This window comes from Vibrio crassostreae (assembly GCF_041439375.1).
Taxonomy (GTDB): domain Bacteria; phylum Pseudomonadota; class Gammaproteobacteria; order Enterobacterales; family Vibrionaceae; genus Vibrio; species Vibrio crassostreae_D.
In genome coordinates, this window is the sequence record NZ_JBGONY010000013.1 from 49,211 (window position 1) to 66,259 (window position 17,049).

Genomic DNA, 17,049 nt, shown 5'->3' on the forward strand with positions numbered 1-17,049 from the left:
GTGCTAAGCGCTGCTCAAAAAGAGACGAATACATGTATAGACAAATCCTTGTTCCCGTTGATCTTAACGACAAAGGCTTTTCTGATAAAGCAGTCGAGCTAGCGGTATGGCACGCGAAACACAGCAATGCTGAAATCCACATTCTGAACGTACTACCGGGCATTCACATGTCGATGGTGGCGTCTTACTTCCCGAAAGATGCGGCGAACCAAATGAAGCTTGATGTTAAAAATCAGCTGAAAGAGTTTGCCGACAAACACATCGACGATGAAGTGGTGTATAAGGTTCACGTAGCTGAAGGTAAAACTTACACGACGATTCTTGATTACGCAGAAAAGCTTGGCGCCGACCTTATTGTGATGCCTAGCCATAAGCGTTCGAAAATCGACAAAGTGGTTCTTGGTTCTGTTGCAAGCAAAGTGGTACAGAACTCACCAATCAATGTATTGGTAGTTAAGCCGCAAGGCTAAATCACTTAATCGACATAACGATCTAAAAAGGTTGGCCCAAAAGCCAACCTTTTTTGTTTTGAACTCTACTCGCTTAATACCAATCGTAATAAAGATCTCAAGAATCAACGCACTAAGTTTTGCGGATTACCTGCGACAAAGCCATCTATGTTGTCCATTAAGATATCCGACAGCTTTTGAATTGAGCTATCACTGCCCCATGCAACATGAGGCGTTAGCAGTAAATTAGGTAAGTGACTGTTAGCCAAGAGTGGATTCGAATTGTCTGCAGGCTCTTGTGTGAATACATCCATACCTGCGCCTGCAATCTCATGTTTTTTCAAAGCCTCAACTAAGGCTTGCTCATCAACTAATCCACCGCGCCCTGCATTGATTAAGACTGCACTCGGTTTCATCATCGCGAGCTCTCGCTCTGAAATCAGGTTGCGAGTCGCATCAGTCAAAGGGCAATGCAGGCTGATCACATCCGCTTGCTTTAAAACAGTTTCAAAAGGTAGGTAGCCTTCTCGACAAGAGTCAGCCCCTTTGCGCTCAGCAAAAATAACTTTCATACCAATTGCTTTGGCTAATATTGCGGTTGCTTGCCCTAAGCTGCCACTGCCCATTAAGCCTAATGTGCTACCCGCCACGTCTTGAATCGGATGAGTAAAGAAACAGAACTGCTTACCCTTCTGCCACTCCCCGGCTTCAATGTCTTGATGGTAGCCAACAAGATTTCGCTTTAACGTAAACAGCATAGCAATCACATGTTCAGGTACCGACTGAGTCGCATAGCCTTGCACATTAGCCACTGCGATATTACTGCCCTTGCAGTATTCCACATCAACATTGTTGACACCTGTAGCAGAAACAGCGATCAACTTGAGTTGTTGCGCTTGAGCTAAATTATCAGCGTTGAGCACAACCTTATTGGTGATAACAACATCTGCTCCCGCAACGCGCTCAGCAACGAGCTCTGGAGCAGTAAAATCAAACTCAATCCATTCATGTTCAAAGCTAAGAGGTTTTAAATTGATTTGAGATGGGATGGTAGCCCGGTCAAGAAAGACCACTTTCAACTTCGGCATTGTACGTCCTTGAATTGGTATTGATGACACCATTCTAAGCTTTTAGCTTTCTGTAGTCTGGAAGCTCTGGCGCAATTTCAAAGTGCTGTTCAATTTGTGGTGACGCTTGAGGGTAAAACTCACAAGGAACAAAGGCTTTGAACAGTTGGTTGTTCTCCGGATGATAGAAGCTCAGTTCACACGCATGTAAAGCTAATCTATCGCTATACTCAAAAGCTTCAGGCGTTGCATAAAACTCGTCGCCAACAATGGGCGTCCCTATTTCCATACAATGCACACGCAACTGATGAGAGCGACCGGTAATCGGCAGTAACTTCAACAAAGTGGTTTGAGTCTCTTCTTGCTCTACCACATAACGAGTCTGTGATGGCTTGCCATCATCAAAACACACTTTCTGCCTAGGGCGATTCGGCCAATCACAGATGAGTGGCAGATCAATAAGCCCTTCTTTTTCTTCTACTGCCCCCCACACTCGTGCGTAATAGAGCTTATGTGTCAGTCGATATTGGAACTGCTTCTTCAAATGCCGCTCAGCCTGCTTATGTTTAGCTAACAACATCAAGCCCGATGTCGACATATCCAAGCGATGCACGACCTGAATATCAGCAAACTCCTCAACCAACCGACTCCACATACTGTCGTAATGCTCTGGCAATCTTCCCGGCACTGAAAGTAGGCCTGCTGGCTTGTTCACCACAAGAATATCGTCATCTTGATAGACAATGTCGATCCACGGTTCACGTGGTGGTGTGTACAGCTCTAACGCCATTGAAGCCTCTATATTACTGGTTAATAAATAATTTACGGTTAATTTGTTTATTATTAAATACAATTTTCAACATTTTTGTACATAAAAGTTGACGAAGTTACGAAACATGGTATTGATAAGGTAACGGAAAATAAGAAGTCAGCATCAAAGGAAAAATGATGGAAAGTACGGTTAAAACAACCACCGAAAAAACACAAACCTCTGCTCCCCTATCAAGTTTAATCAAGTCTCTTGGCCCAGGCATTATGATGGCCGCAGCAGCTGTAGGTGGCTCACATTTAGTTGCCTCGACCAAAGCTGGTGCGATTTATGGCTGGCAGCTCGCCGCACTTATTATCCTGGTAAACATATTTAAATACCCATTCTTTAGAGCCGGTATCCAATATACTCTTGGCACAGGACAAAGCTTGGTTGAAGGTTACTCTAACCTTGGCAGACCTTACCTTGTAATCTTTTCGATATTGAGCGCAATTTCCGCCGTGGTAAATACTGCAGCACTACTGTTATTTAGTGCAAGCCTACTCAGTTACTTTATTCCTTTCGAATTGGCCACCAGCACATTGTGCATGATCGTTTTAGCGACCTGCTTGATCATTCTGTTTGCTGGCCATTATCGCGCACTTGATACGCTGTCCAAAGCGATCATGGCGATCCTGACCATCACAACCCTAGCTGCAGTCGCCATTGCTATAGGCTCTCCAGTCGAACCTGATGCTGCTTTTGTTCCACCGTCGCCTTGGTCATTGGCTGCTATTGGCTTTATCGTGGTGACTATGGGTTGGATGCCTGCGCCTATCGAGATATCCAGCATCACCTCTATGTGGCTAAAGAGCCAAAAAGAGAAACAAGAAGTCACGGCTCAATCAGCGCTATTCGATTTCAATGTTGGCTACATTGGTACTGCACTACTTGCACTAGTGTTCGTTGCGTTAGGCGCTCTGGTACTTCACGGCTCGGGGGTTGAACTGTCTCGCTCTGGTGTTGGCTTTACTCACCAGTTAGTCGGTATTTATGCTTCTACGATTGGTGAATGGTCTCGTCCACTGATCGCCATCGTCGCTTTCTTCTGTATCTTTGGCAGCACCATTACCGTTATCGATGGCTACTCACGCGTACTTGCTGAATCACAGCGACTATTATTTAAAAAAGAGTCGAGCCCACGCATGCTGCAAGGCTGGATCATCATTGTCTCTATCGCGGCCTTGGCGATTGTGATGTTCTTTAGTGCTGCGCTGATGCCAATGTTGGATTTTGCGATGGTACTTGCGTTTGCAACGACACCGTTCTTCGCTCTGCTTAACTTCATTTTGGTAAACAAAGCCAAGCTTCCTGAAGCTCTAGCGATTGGCACCAAACTAAAATGGTTGTCTGTAGCGGGTCTGGTTTACCTATTTGGTTTCCTAGCGGTATTTGTTTGGTGGAAGTGGTTGATGTAATTCCTCAGTCAATACACCTTTCAACAACCAGTACATCTTTCAAACGCTAGATAACAATAAGGCCTTCGTAATGAAGGCCTTATTTCGTTGAAGCATTTCGCTAATTCAAACTAGTTGTGAGAAACCACAATCAAGCGTAATGAATCTAGCTGAACCTGAGCTTTGCTGATGTAACCTGTCAGTTCATTGATTTGAGCTTCGATAACCTCAAGCTCTTCATCACGAATATTCGGGTTCACCGCTTTAAGCGCTTGTAGACGCTCTAGTTCACCGTTCAAGTTAGTTTGCATATCTTTCTGAGCTTGCTGACGAACTTCTTCAACCTTCGGCAGTACATGCGTCTCACCCGCTTCGATTAGCTTGTGAATCTCGCCTTGTACCGAGTTCACTAGTTTGCTCGCTAAGTGACGGTTTACAGGGCTTAGCTGACGGTTAAAGCTATCAAATTCAACCTGAGCAGATAGATCGTTACCACGGCCATCCATCATCAAACGAATTGGTGTCTTAGGCAGGAACTGACTGATACCGCTGCGTTTCGGTGCTTGCGCATCCACAAGGTAAACCAACTCAAGCAGGATAGTACCCACTGGCAGCGCTTTGTTTTTCAGCAATGATACCGCTGATGCACCCACACCTTCACTCAGTAGCAGATCAATACCGCCTTGAATCATTGGGTGCTCCCAGCTGATGAAGTTCATGTCTTCACGAGAAAGGGCTGTATCACGATCGAACGTGATGGTTGCGCCTTCGTATGGTAAGCCAGGGTAGCTTGGTACCATCATGTGCTCAGATGGTGTCACGACTAGCGCATTTTCACCCTTGTCGTCTTGGTTCAAACCAATCGTGTCGAACAAGCTCAGTGCAAACGTTACTAGGTTAGTATCGCCATCAGTTGATGCAATCTTCTCTGCGATTTCGTGTGCTTTGTCGCCGCCGTTTGAGTGCATCTCTAATAGGCGATCGCGGCCTTTTTCTAGATCCGCTTTTAGGCTTTGATTTAGCTTGGCAGACTCTTCAATCACTTCATCAAGCTGCTCTGTATTACCAGAAGCCAGCATTTCGATAAGAACATCTGAGTACTTGTCGTAAACTGTGCGACCAGTTGGACATGTCTCTGCAAATGCATTTAGACCCTCATCAAACCAACGCGCAAGAATCGCCTGTGACGTGCCTTTTAAGTAAGGGACATGGATGTCGATGTCACGCAGCTGACCGATACGGTCCAAACGACCAATACGTTGTTCAAGCAAGTCTGGGTTGAACGGAAGATCGAACATTACTAGCTGGTTCGCGAACTGGAAGTTACGACCTTCAGAGCCGATTTCGCTACAGATAAGAACCTGAGCTCCGCCCTCTTCTTGAGCAAAGTAAGCCGCGGCTTTATCACGCTCTAGAATCGACATGCCTTCGTGGAATACGGTTGCACGCACACCTTCACGCTCACGCAGTGCTTGCTCTAGTTGAAGCGCCGTACTTGCACGTGATGCGATCACTAGGATCTTTTCACTACGCTTGTCTTGGATTTTTTCAATCAACCAGTTAACACGTGAATCGAACTGCCACCAGCTTGAGTCTTCACCTTCAAACTCTTGGAAGATCTCTTCTGGGTACAGCATCTTCATAGCACGAGCTTCGGGAGCCATCTTGCCACCGATCATGCCAGATACACGCATTGAGGTTGTGTACTGCGTTGGAATCTCCATAGGCAGTAGGTTTACATTACGCTTAGGGAAGCCTTTGATTGCAGCTCGCGTGTTTCTAAATAGAACACGGCCAGTACCATGGCGGTCCATAAGGTTATCAATTAATTCTTGGCGAGCTAACGCTTGCTCTTCTTCGCTACTATCACCTTCGATAACACGGAACAGCGGCTCTACATCTTGCTCAGAAAGCAGTTCAGTAATCTGATTCTTCGCGCTGTTTTCAAGCTTCACACCAGAGAACAATGCAGTAACAGCATCAGCAACCGGTGCGTATTGGTCTTCTTCTTCAACGAATGCTTCGTAATCGTAGAAGCGGTCAGGATCAAGCAGACGCAGACGTGCAAAGTGACTCTCACGACCTAGTTGTTCAGGCGTTGCTGTTAGTAGTAGCACACCAGACGTATTTTCCGCTAAGCCTTCAACCACCTGGTATTCGCGGCTTGGTTTGTCTTGGCTCCACTCAAGGTGATGCGCTTCATCGACAACCAGCAAGTCCCACTCGCCTTCAAGTGCTTGCTCGTAGCGCTTACGGCTCTTACGTAGGAAATCCAAAGAACACAGAACGTACTGCTGGGTATCAAATGGGTTGTCCGATTCAGCAAACGCTTCAATACAACGCTCTTCATCGAAGATAGAGAAGTGCAGATTGAAACGGCGCATCATCTCTACTAACCATTGGTGCTGTAGAGTTTCAGGAACCACAATCAGAATTCGTTCAGCACGGCCAGACAACACCTGTTGGTGGATGATCATGCCCGCTTCGATGGTTTTACCTAGGCCAACTTCATCAGCCAGTAAAACGCGCGGAGCGTGACGACGGCCCACTTCATGAGCGATGTATAGCTGGTGAGGGATCAAGCCAGCACGCATACCACACAAGCCACGCATAGGGCTCTTGTGTTGTTGGTACTGGTTACTCAACGCGCGGTAACGCAACACGAAGTTATCCATACGGTCGATTTGACCTGCGTACAGTTTATCTTGTGGCTTGTTAAAGCGGATCTGGTTACTTAAGAAGATTTCACGCAGAGTGACTTCTGTTTCTTGGGTATCTTCGCGAGTACCTAAGTAGGTTAGCAGTCCTTTGTCTTCGATAACTTCTTCGACAGACAGAGACCAACCTTCTTGGCATTCGATGACATCGCCTACATTAAACGTTACTCGGGTTACGGGAGCATCAGTACGTGCATAAACACGGTTTTCTTCTGACGCTGCAAACATTAGTGTCACTGTGCGAGCATCCATTGCTACAACGGTACCTAAACCTAAATCGCTCTCCGTATCGCTTATCCAGCGTTGCCCCAAAGCAAATGTCATGAATCGACTACCTCAATCTTATAGTTGGAATTTGGTCTTTTTAACTGCAGTTTCAAACAAGAACGTTCTCGCTCCTGAACTAAAAATATAGCCAAAAATGCCTAGTTTGCAGCCACTTTTTAAGTGCGCTCTAGATAATAAATATCTCAAGAAAATGGTGCAGAAAAAGGTCGCTAATCTTACTCGATGCTGTGATTTAGGTCACGCCTAAAGGAGATGATTTCGTGCTTTTTTTCTGTTTTCGCCAGTGCAATCAAACTGTCAAAAAATCATGGTTAATCTATAGGTAGCAGATTGCTGCTCTCAAACGAATACGCCATAGTCATCTACAACGATATGGTGGTATTCCTCTAGATGAAGTTTAGGTGAGTAGTTGACTATCACCAGAATCAGATACTAATCTTTATATGAGCTTTATCTACGTTCAATGAATGCAAGGCAAGCCGCACGTCGGCAAGGAGATGCTATGGGCGAGACCAACCGGAAGCTATTTGTTTTAGACACCAATATCCTACTTCACGAACCCTTCGCTATATTTTCTTTCCAAGAGCACGATGTCGTTATCCCCATGACAGTGCTAGAAGAACTAGACAGAATCAAAGACAGTAAGAGAGACGTTGCCCGAGATGCGAGAATTGCGATACGAACTCTCGAAGATCTATTCAGGGAAGCTACACCAGACCAAATATCGGAAGGTATCCCTTTCACCAAAGACATTAAAGCCTCAGGCAGTATTTCAATACTCGCCGATTACGAACTTCAAGAAAGCATCAAAGCCTTTGCCGACGACAAGGCAGGCGATAACCGAATCCTCAACGCTGTACTCTACCTTCAAAACAAACGCGCGCCACGCGAAGTGGTTCTCATCACCAAAGACATCAACATGCGCTTACGAGCCAAAGGCGCTGGTGTTCGCTTTGTTGAAGACTATCAAACAGACCAACTGATTGATGATATTCAATATCTCACTAAAGGCTTTCAACAGCTCGAAGGATCATTTTGGGATGGTATCGACAATGTCGAGAGCAGAAGTTTAGGTGGAAAGACACTGCACACCTTAGCTAGAGCGCCTTTTGAGCCGACCTTCCTCAACCAATATGTGATTGATGAAGAGAGCGACTTTGCAGCAAGAGTTGAAGAGATTGATACCGAAACCATCACACTCAGGGACTTAAGCCGTGAACGCTTAATGAACCGAAGAGCTTGGGACATCACGCCAAAAAACATTTACCAAGGAATGGCGATTGATGCCCTGCTCGACCCTGATATTGACCTGGTGATCCTAACTGGTGCGGCAGGGAGTGGTAAAACGCTGCTCGCCATGGCTGCTGCACTTGAGCAAACCATTGAACGTAAGCAGTTCGATAAGATCATCGTAACCCGAAACACACCTGATATAGGTGAGTCGATAGGTTTCCTTCCTGGTACTGAGGAAGAGAAGATGTTGCCTTGGTTAGCCGCAGTGACCGATACACTGGAAGCGCTGCACAAGAACGACCATTGTACCGAAGGGTCGATGAAGTACATCTGTGACAAAGCCAATATCCAGTTTAAATCGATTAACTTCATGCGCGGACGTTCAATTCAGAATGCGTTTGTACTTCTCGATGAGTGTCAGAACCTCACCGCTTCACAAATCAAAACCATCATCACCCGTTGTGGCGAAGGTACTAAGATTATCTGTTCTGGAAACCTAGCGCAGATAGATTCTTCTTACCTAACCCCTGTGACCTCTGGCTTAACCTACATGGTCGAGCGTTTTAAAAACTTCGAAGGCAGTGCCAACATCCACCTCAATGGTGTAGTGCGAAGCCGACTGGCTGAGTTTGCAGAAGAGAACATGTAGTGACTCTATACGCTTACTGAATCAGTAATATAAAAACAAAAAGCGCCTCACATTGGAGGCGCTTTTCAATTAATTTTTTAAACAGACTTGTTGAGGCTAACCTGAGTTACTCAGTACCACCAACAGTTAGCGAGTCTAGCTTCAATGTTGGTTGACCAACACCCACTGGTACACTTTGACCAGCCTTACCACACACACCAACACCACGGTCGATACTTAGGTCGTTACCGACCATAGACACCTGCTGCATTGCTTCAATACCAGAACCGATTAGCGTCGCGCCTTTCACTGGGTGAGTGATCTTGCCGTTTTCAATCATGTACGCTTCAGAAGCTGAGAATACAAACTTACCTGATGTAATATCCACCTGACCGCCGCCGAAGTTCGGTGCGTAGATACCCTTCTCAACCGTTGCGATGATCTCTTCCGGCGTGTGTTCGCCCGGTAGCATGTATGTATTCGTCATACGTGGCATTGGAAGATGCGCGTAAGACTCACGACGACCATTACCTGTCGGTGCTACACCCATTAGGCGAGCGTTCAGCTTATCTTGCATGTAACCTTTTAAGATGCCGTTTTCGATTAACGTATTGTACTGACCATTGACACCTTCATCATCGACGTTCAATGAACCACGAAGATCAGTCAATGTACCGTCATCGACAATCGTACATAGGCTTGAAGTGACTTGCTCGCCAACTTTACCAGAGAATACTGAAGACTCTTTACGGTTAAAGTCGCCTTCTAAACCGTGGCCTACGGCTTCGTGTAGAAGAACGCCCGGCCAACCAGAACCAAGAACCACAGGCATTGCACCAGCAGGCGCAGCAACTGCTTCAAGGTTAACAAGCGCTTGGCGAATCGCTTCATCCGCAAATTGGTAAGCAACCTGAGTGCCTTTGTCATCGCTTAGGAAAAAGTCGTAACCAAAACGACCACCGCCACCAGCACTACCACGTTCACGGCGATCACCTTTCTGAGCAAGTACACTGATTGATAGACGAACCAGCGGACGAATATCGCCAGCGTAAGTTCCATCAGTCGCAGCAACCAGCATCTGCTCATGTACACCGCTTAGGCTCACAGATACCTCAGTCACCATAGGCTCTTTCGTACGAATGTAAGCATCCAATGATTTCAGTAGTTCCGTTTTCTGCTGTTTTTCCCAGCTCGCTAGCGGGTTAACTGCATCATAGTAAGTTTGGTTAGAGTTGCGTTTAAACGCTTGAACCTTGCCGTTTTGACCTTGCTTCGCGATACCACGAGCCGCAATTGCGCTCTGTTTAAGACCATCCAATTGGATTTGGTCAGAGTAAGCAAAACCGGTCTTTTCGCCAGATACTGCACGAACACCAACACCGCAATCGATATTGAAAGAGCCGTCTTTAATAATGCTATCTTCTAGCACCAAAGATTCGTGCCAGCTAGACTGAAAGTAGATATCAGCATAATCAATTTGGCGGGTAGCAATGCTCGCCAATGTATCTGCGATATTTTGCTCCGTAAGCCCTGTTGGGTTCAGTAGCGCTTCTTCAATTTGATTAATACTCATAGATGGCTCTTGTTTGTAATTAAAATTGATTGGTAAATCGAGAGTGTTGCGCGATGGGCATATTTTGCCTGATTGATTCGCAACTGGACGTATCTATCTCAACCACCATACTTTTAGGTTCTTGATCTAACTGTGCGACCACTCTTCCCCAGGGATCAACCACCATAGAGTGTCCCCATGTTTCTCTTTGACAAGGATGTTTGCCGCCTTGTCCTACCGCAACGATCCACGATTGTGTTTCGATCGCACGGCATCTTAATAGTGCTTCCCAATGCGCCTGTCCGGTTACTGCAGTAAATGCTGCCGGAACAACCATGATTTGCGCACCTTGTTTCCGTAACTCGGAATATAAGTGTGGAAAGCGCACATCATAACAAATACTCAAACCTAAGCGACCAAAAGGCGTTTCCGCTGTCACAACTTGGTCACCCGGTGTGAAAATATCCGACTCTCGATAGCACTTATGGGCATCGGCGACATCTACGTCAAACATGTGTAGCTTGTCGTAATGAGCCACTAAACTGCCAAAATCGTCAATCACCAAGGTTGTGGTAGTCACGCCTTTAGCTGTGCTTATCGGCATACTACCAATAACGATCCAAATTCGGTGAAGCTTTGCTAGCTCAGAGATTTTCTTTTGCAGTGGGCCATCATTTAGAGGCTCTGCATACTGGTGATAGTCAGCTTTACTGCCAAAGACTAACGCGTTTTCAGGGCACACAACCCACTTCGCCCCTAACTCTTTGCACTTTGCTACCTCTTGAACAAGGTACTCAAAGTTCAATTCAGGGCTAGGGCCAGATGTCATTTGAATCAACCCAACACAATCCATGTGTATCGCTCCTCCATTCATTATGATTCAGAAATCAGCATTTCACCGTATATTCGCTGACTAGGATATAAGGCCTATTCGGCTAACTTTCTGAGTTTCTCTGGTAGCTGGAACTCACCGGAGCTACGAGAAAGCTCGCTCACCGTTGGTGAATCCAATGGCCCTTTCACCGAATAATTAACTTGGGTAAAGACTTCAACAACCGGCGAAATAACCGTGGTCACCGCCAATACGTACAGCGCCGTTTGAGGGGTTACCGCAAACGCCGTTAATACCGGAATTCCAGAAGTGATATCTGGAGTAAAGTTCACTTCTGCATCAACCTGACGCGTATTTAGGTTGGCGATGCCTTTGATCTTCATCTCACCCGCCACCGCATCCATATTCAAGTCATTAGTCAGGAAGATACCGTTTTGGATCTCGCCCGTACCTGTGATGCTGTTGAATGCCATGCCTTTATCAAACACATCTGAGAAATCGAGCTGCATCTTACGGATGATCGAATCTAGGCTAAACAGACCAAGTAGACGAGCCGCGCCGCTCACATCTGAGATAATGCCTTTACCAAACTTGGTTTTCACGTTGCCATCAAGGGTGTCCATCTTAATGCCCCAAGGCGAACCATCCCAACCAAGTTGAGCTTCTAACGCAAATGGTGCTTTTTGAATTCCTGAAGTGATACCAAAGCGTTCCATCAACTCACTGTTGTTTTCACCCTCAACATCAACCGTTAGCGCGGAATGACTCTTGTCACCGTCCAGTTCCCACCAGCCACTGACATCCGCTTTATTGCCGCCGCTTCGAACCTGAATCTTCTTCCAATCAATGCGATTATCTTGTCTAGCCATCTCAACATCGACCTTGCCAACCTTATAGCCTTGCAGCCAAAAATCGTTCAGGGTCAGCTTCAGGTTCGGCATCACATCGTGGATCTTCCTATCTAGCTCAGAGATCAATGGCGCTTCTTGTGCTTTACGTTGCAGCAGTTGTTCTTGATTTTTCTTGTCGCTCCACTCAGGAACGAACAGATGTAGACGATCCAGTGAAACGGTCAAATCGTAAGGTGGCAGGTAATTAATATCGCCTTCTAACTCTTGGCTAGACACTTCCATTTGCCAAGCTTGCTTGTTCTTACGAGCACTAAAATCAACGTCATTCCAAGAGATACCACCTAGAATCAGCTCTTTACTTTCGAAGGTCACACGACTTGGCGCAGGAATGGTTGGCGTGTTCATTTGACTCAGCACAGCGGTTGACGGCTGTACAGGTTCCATCACGACAGATAACCAATCATCCGCATTAAACTTGTCAGTACGAATCAGTGCATGATGACCCACAACAGGGCTAATTTTATAGCCACCACGACCCAGAACTAAGTTAGTCGCCGTTAACTCAGGCACATCACCTGTAATATCGATTTCAGCTTGGTACTTAGTATTCGGCAGTTGCAAACGCGCAGTAATCGACTCTTGGTTACCCGATGCTTGTAGCCTTGCAGAGCCACTTTCCAATGACTTTTTGGCCAATGGATATGGGTAATCGCTCGCGAGATATTTTAAATCAGACTGCAAATCCAATTGGTAGGTAAAACCGATGTCATTCAGTTGGATATCAATCTGACTTTGCCACTGCGCATGACCAGATAAGCGACTTAGCCATTGTTCACCAATGTAAGGTTCTAAAGGTTTAACATCCCAATCGCCTAACACATCGATATCAACTGCGTAGCCAGGGCCATCATTCTGACCTTTAAAATCAAGCGATATCCCTTGCTTAAGCAAATCAGCGGCGAGGCCATTTGCTGTCACTACATCATTATCAAACTCGATACGGCCCGTGGTGTTCTCAAGCACCATTGGCGGCGCTTCAATCTCAACATGGTTACCACTAAGGTCAGCATAACCCCATGCTCTTGCTTCTCTTTCAGAATCAAACGGAATATTGAGCTGGAACTCGGAAGAGACATCATCACTCACTTGAAGTGCGGTTAACGCGGCCCCTACTGAGTCAACCAGTGGCGAAGACGTCATGTAATCACGCACCGCATTGCCAGACGCCGTTGCCTTAGCTTCAATCTCAATATGACCACCTTCCCCTAGATAAGGAATGCGTCCAGTGATGCGATCTGCAGTCACATCCATTAATTGTGCAGAGCGAGAATCTAGATGCATTGCATCATTTTCAAATAGCAGATCGAGCTGAAGGTCGGTAATCAATGGCCATGCTGTATCAAAGCTGAATTTAGCATCTTCTAATCCGACCCAAACTTGGAAAATACCATCATGATTAGTGTAGGGATAATGAGATAAATCACCATGCCACAATAGCTTTACGGTATCAGCCTTACCGGCTTGAATCGCAGTTGAAAGGTAATCGGTCAGGTCTTGTCCAAGTGCCAGTGTCGGCAGGTAACGCCATGTTTCACCTACATTGTAAGCGTCCGCTTCGCCATAGAAGGATAAGAATGGGCTCGCATCCTTTGGAAAGTCTAAGCGAAATGCGCCTAGTACTTGTAAGTCTGGTGTGGCTGCCGTGATTTTATCCGACCACAGTTTCCAGCCGTTTTCATCCTGCTGCCAAACAATATCAACCTGACCTTGCTTGATGTTCAAAGGGGCTTGGAAAACATCACCATATGGGAACACATCATCAATCACATGCAGACTAGCTTTGGCTTCCGAAGCCGAACCAAACACACTGCCTGACACTTGGCTAAAACCTGGAACTAAATCCCATTGCTCAATCGCAAGATCAGAAAAGCTGGCAGAGTAGCGTAGGCTATCGATTCCCGAATCCATTGAGACACGGATATCAGAAACAGTACCGCCCGGCGCCAATACGTTGATCATTTTGGTTGATTGTTCAGAGTCAGGCATCAGCTTAATCAACGGCGTAATTGTCTCAATGTTTAATTCAGAGACATTGAGCTCCCAAGGACCTTGGTTCCACTTGAACGCAAAGTCGAGCTCAGGCCAAGGTGTATCATCCGTTCTAAGGTTTAGTGAGTGACCATTTACCTGCCAACCATCATCAATCGGAGACAACTTAAAGATACCAGACTCAAGCATCAGGTCATGCTTACCATCTTCCTTCCAAGTCAACTCTGAAGGCAGAACTTCAACATAAGCGCTCACAGGTTTGCTATTACGCAGTGTTAGCCAGCTATTCAAGCTCACAGTGCCCGTCTCAATGCCGGATTCCGCCTGCATATAACGAGTTAACCAAGGCTTAACCGAAATGCTGTCTGCACTGACATAAAACTCGCCCGTCATATCCGTTAACGAGCCGCCATCAACAAAGTTAGCACTCACTGACAAAGAGTTTAGATTGGCATCTTTGATACTTACCACACCCTCCGCAAGGTGATGCTTACCAGAGTTTTGCCATTTCAGAGTTTCGATATCAAGCTGACGTTCTTCATCAGAGATAGTGCGATACAAAAGAGAGGAATCTTTAGCGGTCACATCCACCAAAGTTTTCAGCAGTAAATTATCGAGCTCTTGTACCACTCGCTTGGAAGAACCGGGATCTTTAGGTTCGTCTTTGCCATTTTGCCCGGCAAACAGATCAATAGAACGGATATCAAGATACATTTGATTCATGACCAAATCGGCCACAACCGGACGCATTTGAACAAGCGATTGAATCAAGTCAAACTCGACTTCAACACGCTCGACAGAAAAGGTCACATCTTCTGCATTAGGAAGGCTGGCTTTAACGCCTTGCAGAGCAATAGAAGGGTGAGTGTTACGCCAAAAACCGCCCACGTCTTGAATTGAAAAATCAAAACCGGAATGTTGGTTTACCCAAAGCTCAATTTCAGATTGATACTTATTTAAATTGGGTAAGGCTACACGCAGTGTAGTTACGGCAATGGCTAGCGTTACTAAGAGAGTAACCACTAACCATAAACATGCACGTAGAATCAGAGTAACGCTTGAGCTCACAAAATTTCCATTACATCATAACAACATCAAACTGCTCTTGTATGTACAGAGGCTCAGCCTGGATTTTAACTTGCTTACCAATAAAGACTTCAAGCTCAGCAAGCGCATGAGATTCATCGCCCTCTAACGCCTCAGCTACGGCAGCTGCCGCATAAACCACAAATTTATCGGCGTCATATGCACGATTCACTCGCGTGATCTCTCGAAGAATTTCATAACAAACGGTTTCAACGGTCTTCACACTGCCGCGACCTTCACAAGCAGGACAGCTCGAACACAGGATATGCTCAATACTTTCACGAGTACGTTTACGAGTCATCTCAACCAAACCAAGCTGCGTGAAGCCATTAATATTGGTTTTCACACGGTCTTTATCTAGCGCAGCCTCTAAAGAAGTGAGCACTCGCTTACGATGTTCCTCTGACAACATATCAATAAAGTCGATAATGATGATGCCACCTAGGTTACGCAGACGTAGCTGGCGAGCAATCGCTTGAGTCGCTTCTACGTTGGTGTTGAAAATCGTCTCTTCTAGATTACGGCGACCAACAAACGCGCCAGTGTTGATATCAACAGTGGTCATCGCTTCAGTTTGGTCAATAATCAAATATCCACCAGACTTTAATTCGACTTTACGATCCAATGAACGCTGAATTTCGTTCTCGGTATCGTACATATCAAAGATAGGTTTATCACCTTCATACAGCTCAAGCTTGTCTGTCAGCTCTGGCACGTATTCAGAGGTAAACTCTTTTAGGTTTTCATACTCTAGACGAGAATCGACCTGAATCTTACTCAGCTCAGTACCGACAAAATCACGCAAGATACGTTGGCTTAGGCAAAGTTCACCATACAAGCGAGTGCGCGCTTTGTGTTTACCACGACGCTCAAGAACCTTTAGCCAAAGTCGCTTCAAGAAAGCGGCATCTTGTGCAAGTTCATTCGAGTCAGCGCCTTCAGCCGCAGTGCGGATGATGAAGCCACCGTGTTCGTCACAGTAACGAGACACGACTTTTTTAAGACGGTTACGCTCAGACTCGCTGTCGATTCGTTGGGAAACGCCGACATGACTTGCGCCCGGCATAAACACCAGATAACGAGACGGTAGAGTGATATCCGTGGTTAGGCGGGCACCTTTAGTTCCAAGAGGATCTTTGACCACTTGCACCACAATGTCTTGCCCTTGACGAACAAGCTCTGAAATGTCACGAACTTGAAACTGCTTCTTTTCATTTTCAGCAACACATTCAGTGTGTGGAACAATATCAGAGGCGTGTAAAAAAGCTGCTTTTTCAAGGCCTATATCCACAAAAGCCGCCTGCATTCCCGGAAGAACACGGCTTACACGTCCTTTATAGATATTTCCTACGATACCGCGTCGAGCATCTCGTTCGACATGGATCTCTTGAAGAGCCCCCCCCTCAATCATGGCCACACGAGTTTCACTCGGGGTCACGTTCAGCAACAATTCAGCACTCATGGTGCACCTCAGATTAGTAATTATAAGAATTCTTGCAGTAGCTGATCCGTTTCAAATAAAGGTAAGCCGACAACGGCATAATAACTACCTTCGATTCGGGTAACGAAGCGTCCGCCCAAACCTTGGATCCCATAGCTACCGGCTTTATCGCATGGTTCCCCTGTTTGCCAGTATTGTTCTATTTCTTTTTCACTGAGGGGTTTAAACCATACGTCGGTAATAATGATTTCTGTTCTTTGTTTTTCTTCTGAAACCACAGAAACCGCCGTCATCACTTGGTGACGTTCATTCGCTAACTGAGTAAGCATACGCTTAGAGTCAGCAAAATCGCAGGGCTTCTCAAGTACTTGCCCTTGACTAACAACGACTGTGTCAGACCCAAGAACTACAGTATCAGAACTAGGAACGACATGCTGCCTTTCAGAAGGGTTATCTTTCAATAAAGACAACGCAGCTAAAGCTTTATCTAAAGATAGTCGCTTAACATATTCTTCGGCGGTTTCTTGAGCGTGTTTACACTCTTCAACATCGGTTACGAGGACAGAGAACTCATAACCGAGTTGAGATAGCAATTCTTTGCGGCGTGGAGAGCCGGATGCCAAAACTAAATGTTTCTTTTCCATCGTCACG

Annotated in this window: 11 protein-coding genes; 3 read left to right on the forward strand and 8 right to left on the reverse strand. The window is 45.9% G+C overall.

Features of this window, described 5'->3' with window-relative positions:
* Positions 1–32: 32 nt before the first annotated feature.
* Positions 33–470: a universal stress protein gene (locus tag ACED45_RS08000; protein ID WP_010434405.1), complete on the forward strand. Its 438-nt coding sequence runs from the start codon at positions 33–35 to the stop codon at positions 468–470.
* Between the two features lie 104 nt (positions 471–574).
* Here the strand turns inward: ACED45_RS08000 and ACED45_RS08005 are convergent, their stop codons facing one another.
* Positions 575–1,537 (reverse strand): D-2-hydroxyacid dehydrogenase, encoded by a 963-nt coding sequence (locus ACED45_RS08005; RefSeq protein WP_102530527.1) that lies wholly within the window; start codon positions 1,535–1,537, stop codon positions 575–577.
* Positions 1,538–1,571: 34 nt separating this feature from the next.
* The gene (locus ACED45_RS08010; protein WP_102530528.1) at positions 1,572–2,306 is read right to left on the reverse strand and encodes a pseudouridine synthase; all 735 of its coding nucleotides are present in this window, start codon (positions 2,304–2,306) and stop codon (positions 1,572–1,574) included.
* 158 nt (positions 2,307–2,464) lie between these two features.
* Here ACED45_RS08010 and ACED45_RS08015 point away from each other — a divergent pair, with 158 nt between their 5' ends.
* Positions 2,465–3,742, forward strand: coding sequence for an NRAMP family divalent metal transporter (locus tag ACED45_RS08015; protein ID WP_102530529.1), 1,278 nt, complete (start codon positions 2,465–2,467; stop codon positions 3,740–3,742).
* A 110-nt stretch (positions 3,743–3,852) separates the two neighbouring features.
* Here the strand turns inward: ACED45_RS08015 and rapA are convergent, their stop codons facing one another.
* Positions 3,853–6,762: an RNA polymerase-associated protein RapA gene (rapA, locus tag ACED45_RS08020; RefSeq protein ID WP_048657968.1), complete on the reverse strand. Its 2,910-nt coding sequence runs from the start codon at positions 6,760–6,762 to the stop codon at positions 3,853–3,855.
* A gap of 466 nt (positions 6,763–7,228) precedes the next feature.
* Between rapA and ACED45_RS08025 the strand changes: the two genes are divergently transcribed.
* A complete protein-coding gene (locus ACED45_RS08025) occupies positions 7,229–8,608 on the forward strand; it encodes a PhoH family protein (protein ID WP_048657967.1) in 1,380 nt (459 codons plus the stop codon).
* Positions 8,609–8,714: 106 nt separating this feature from the next.
* Here ACED45_RS08025 and tldD read toward each other — a convergent pair whose 3' ends face one another.
* From tldD to ACED45_RS08050, 5 genes are all read right to left on the reverse strand, one after another.
* Positions 8,715–10,160 (reverse strand): metalloprotease TldD, encoded by a 1,446-nt coding sequence (gene tldD / locus ACED45_RS08030; protein WP_008220563.1) that lies wholly within the window; start codon positions 10,158–10,160, stop codon positions 8,715–8,717.
* 19 nt (positions 10,161–10,179) lie between these two features.
* The gene (locus tag ACED45_RS08035) at positions 10,180–10,992 is read right to left on the reverse strand and encodes a carbon-nitrogen hydrolase family protein (RefSeq protein WP_108020401.1); all 813 of its coding nucleotides are present in this window, start codon (positions 10,990–10,992) and stop codon (positions 10,180–10,182) included.
* Positions 10,993–11,066: 74 nt separating this feature from the next.
* Positions 11,067–14,939, reverse strand: a complete 3,873-nt coding sequence (locus ACED45_RS08040; RefSeq protein ID WP_371713709.1) for a YhdP family protein — start codon at positions 14,937–14,939, stop codon at positions 11,067–11,069.
* A gap of 10 nt (positions 14,940–14,949) precedes the next feature.
* On the reverse strand, positions 14,950–16,419 hold the full coding sequence (rng, locus tag ACED45_RS08045; protein ID WP_017061363.1) for a ribonuclease G: 1,470 nt from the start codon (positions 16,417–16,419) through the stop codon (positions 14,950–14,952).
* 20 nt (positions 16,420–16,439) lie between these two features.
* Positions 16,440–17,042 (reverse strand): Maf family protein, encoded by a 603-nt coding sequence (locus tag ACED45_RS08050; protein ID WP_333918673.1) that lies wholly within the window; start codon positions 17,040–17,042, stop codon positions 16,440–16,442.
* Between the last annotated feature and the right edge of the window lie 7 nt (positions 17,043–17,049).

Coding starts and splice junctions, on each gene's coding strand:
- ACED45_RS08000 (WP_010434405.1), top strand. CDS start 33: ATGTATAGACAAATCCTTGTTCCCGTTGATCTTAACGACAAAGGCTTT.
- ACED45_RS08005 (WP_102530527.1), bottom strand. CDS start 1,537: ATGCCGAAGTTGAAAGTGGTCTTTCTTGACCGGGCTACCATCCCATCT.
- ACED45_RS08010 (WP_102530528.1), bottom strand. CDS start 2,306: ATGGCGTTAGAGCTGTACACACCACCACGTGAACCGTGGATCGACATT.
- ACED45_RS08015 (WP_102530529.1), top strand. CDS start 2,465: ATGGAAAGTACGGTTAAAACAACCACCGAAAAAACACAAACCTCTGCT.
- rapA (WP_048657968.1), bottom strand. CDS start 6,762: ATGACATTTGCTTTGGGGCAACGCTGGATAAGCGATACGGAGAGCGAT.
- ACED45_RS08025 (WP_048657967.1), top strand. CDS start 7,229: ATGGGCGAGACCAACCGGAAGCTATTTGTTTTAGACACCAATATCCTA.
- tldD (WP_008220563.1), bottom strand. CDS start 10,160: ATGAGTATTAATCAAATTGAAGAAGCGCTACTGAACCCAACAGGGCTT.
- ACED45_RS08035 (WP_108020401.1), bottom strand. CDS start 10,992: ATGGATTGTGTTGGGTTGATTCAAATGACATCTGGCCCTAGCCCTGAA.
- rng (WP_017061363.1), bottom strand. CDS start 16,419: ATGAGTGCTGAATTGTTGCTGAACGTGACCCCGAGTGAAACTCGTGTG.
- ACED45_RS08050 (WP_333918673.1), bottom strand. CDS start 17,042: ATGGAAAAGAAACATTTAGTTTTGGCATCCGGCTCTCCACGCCGCAAA.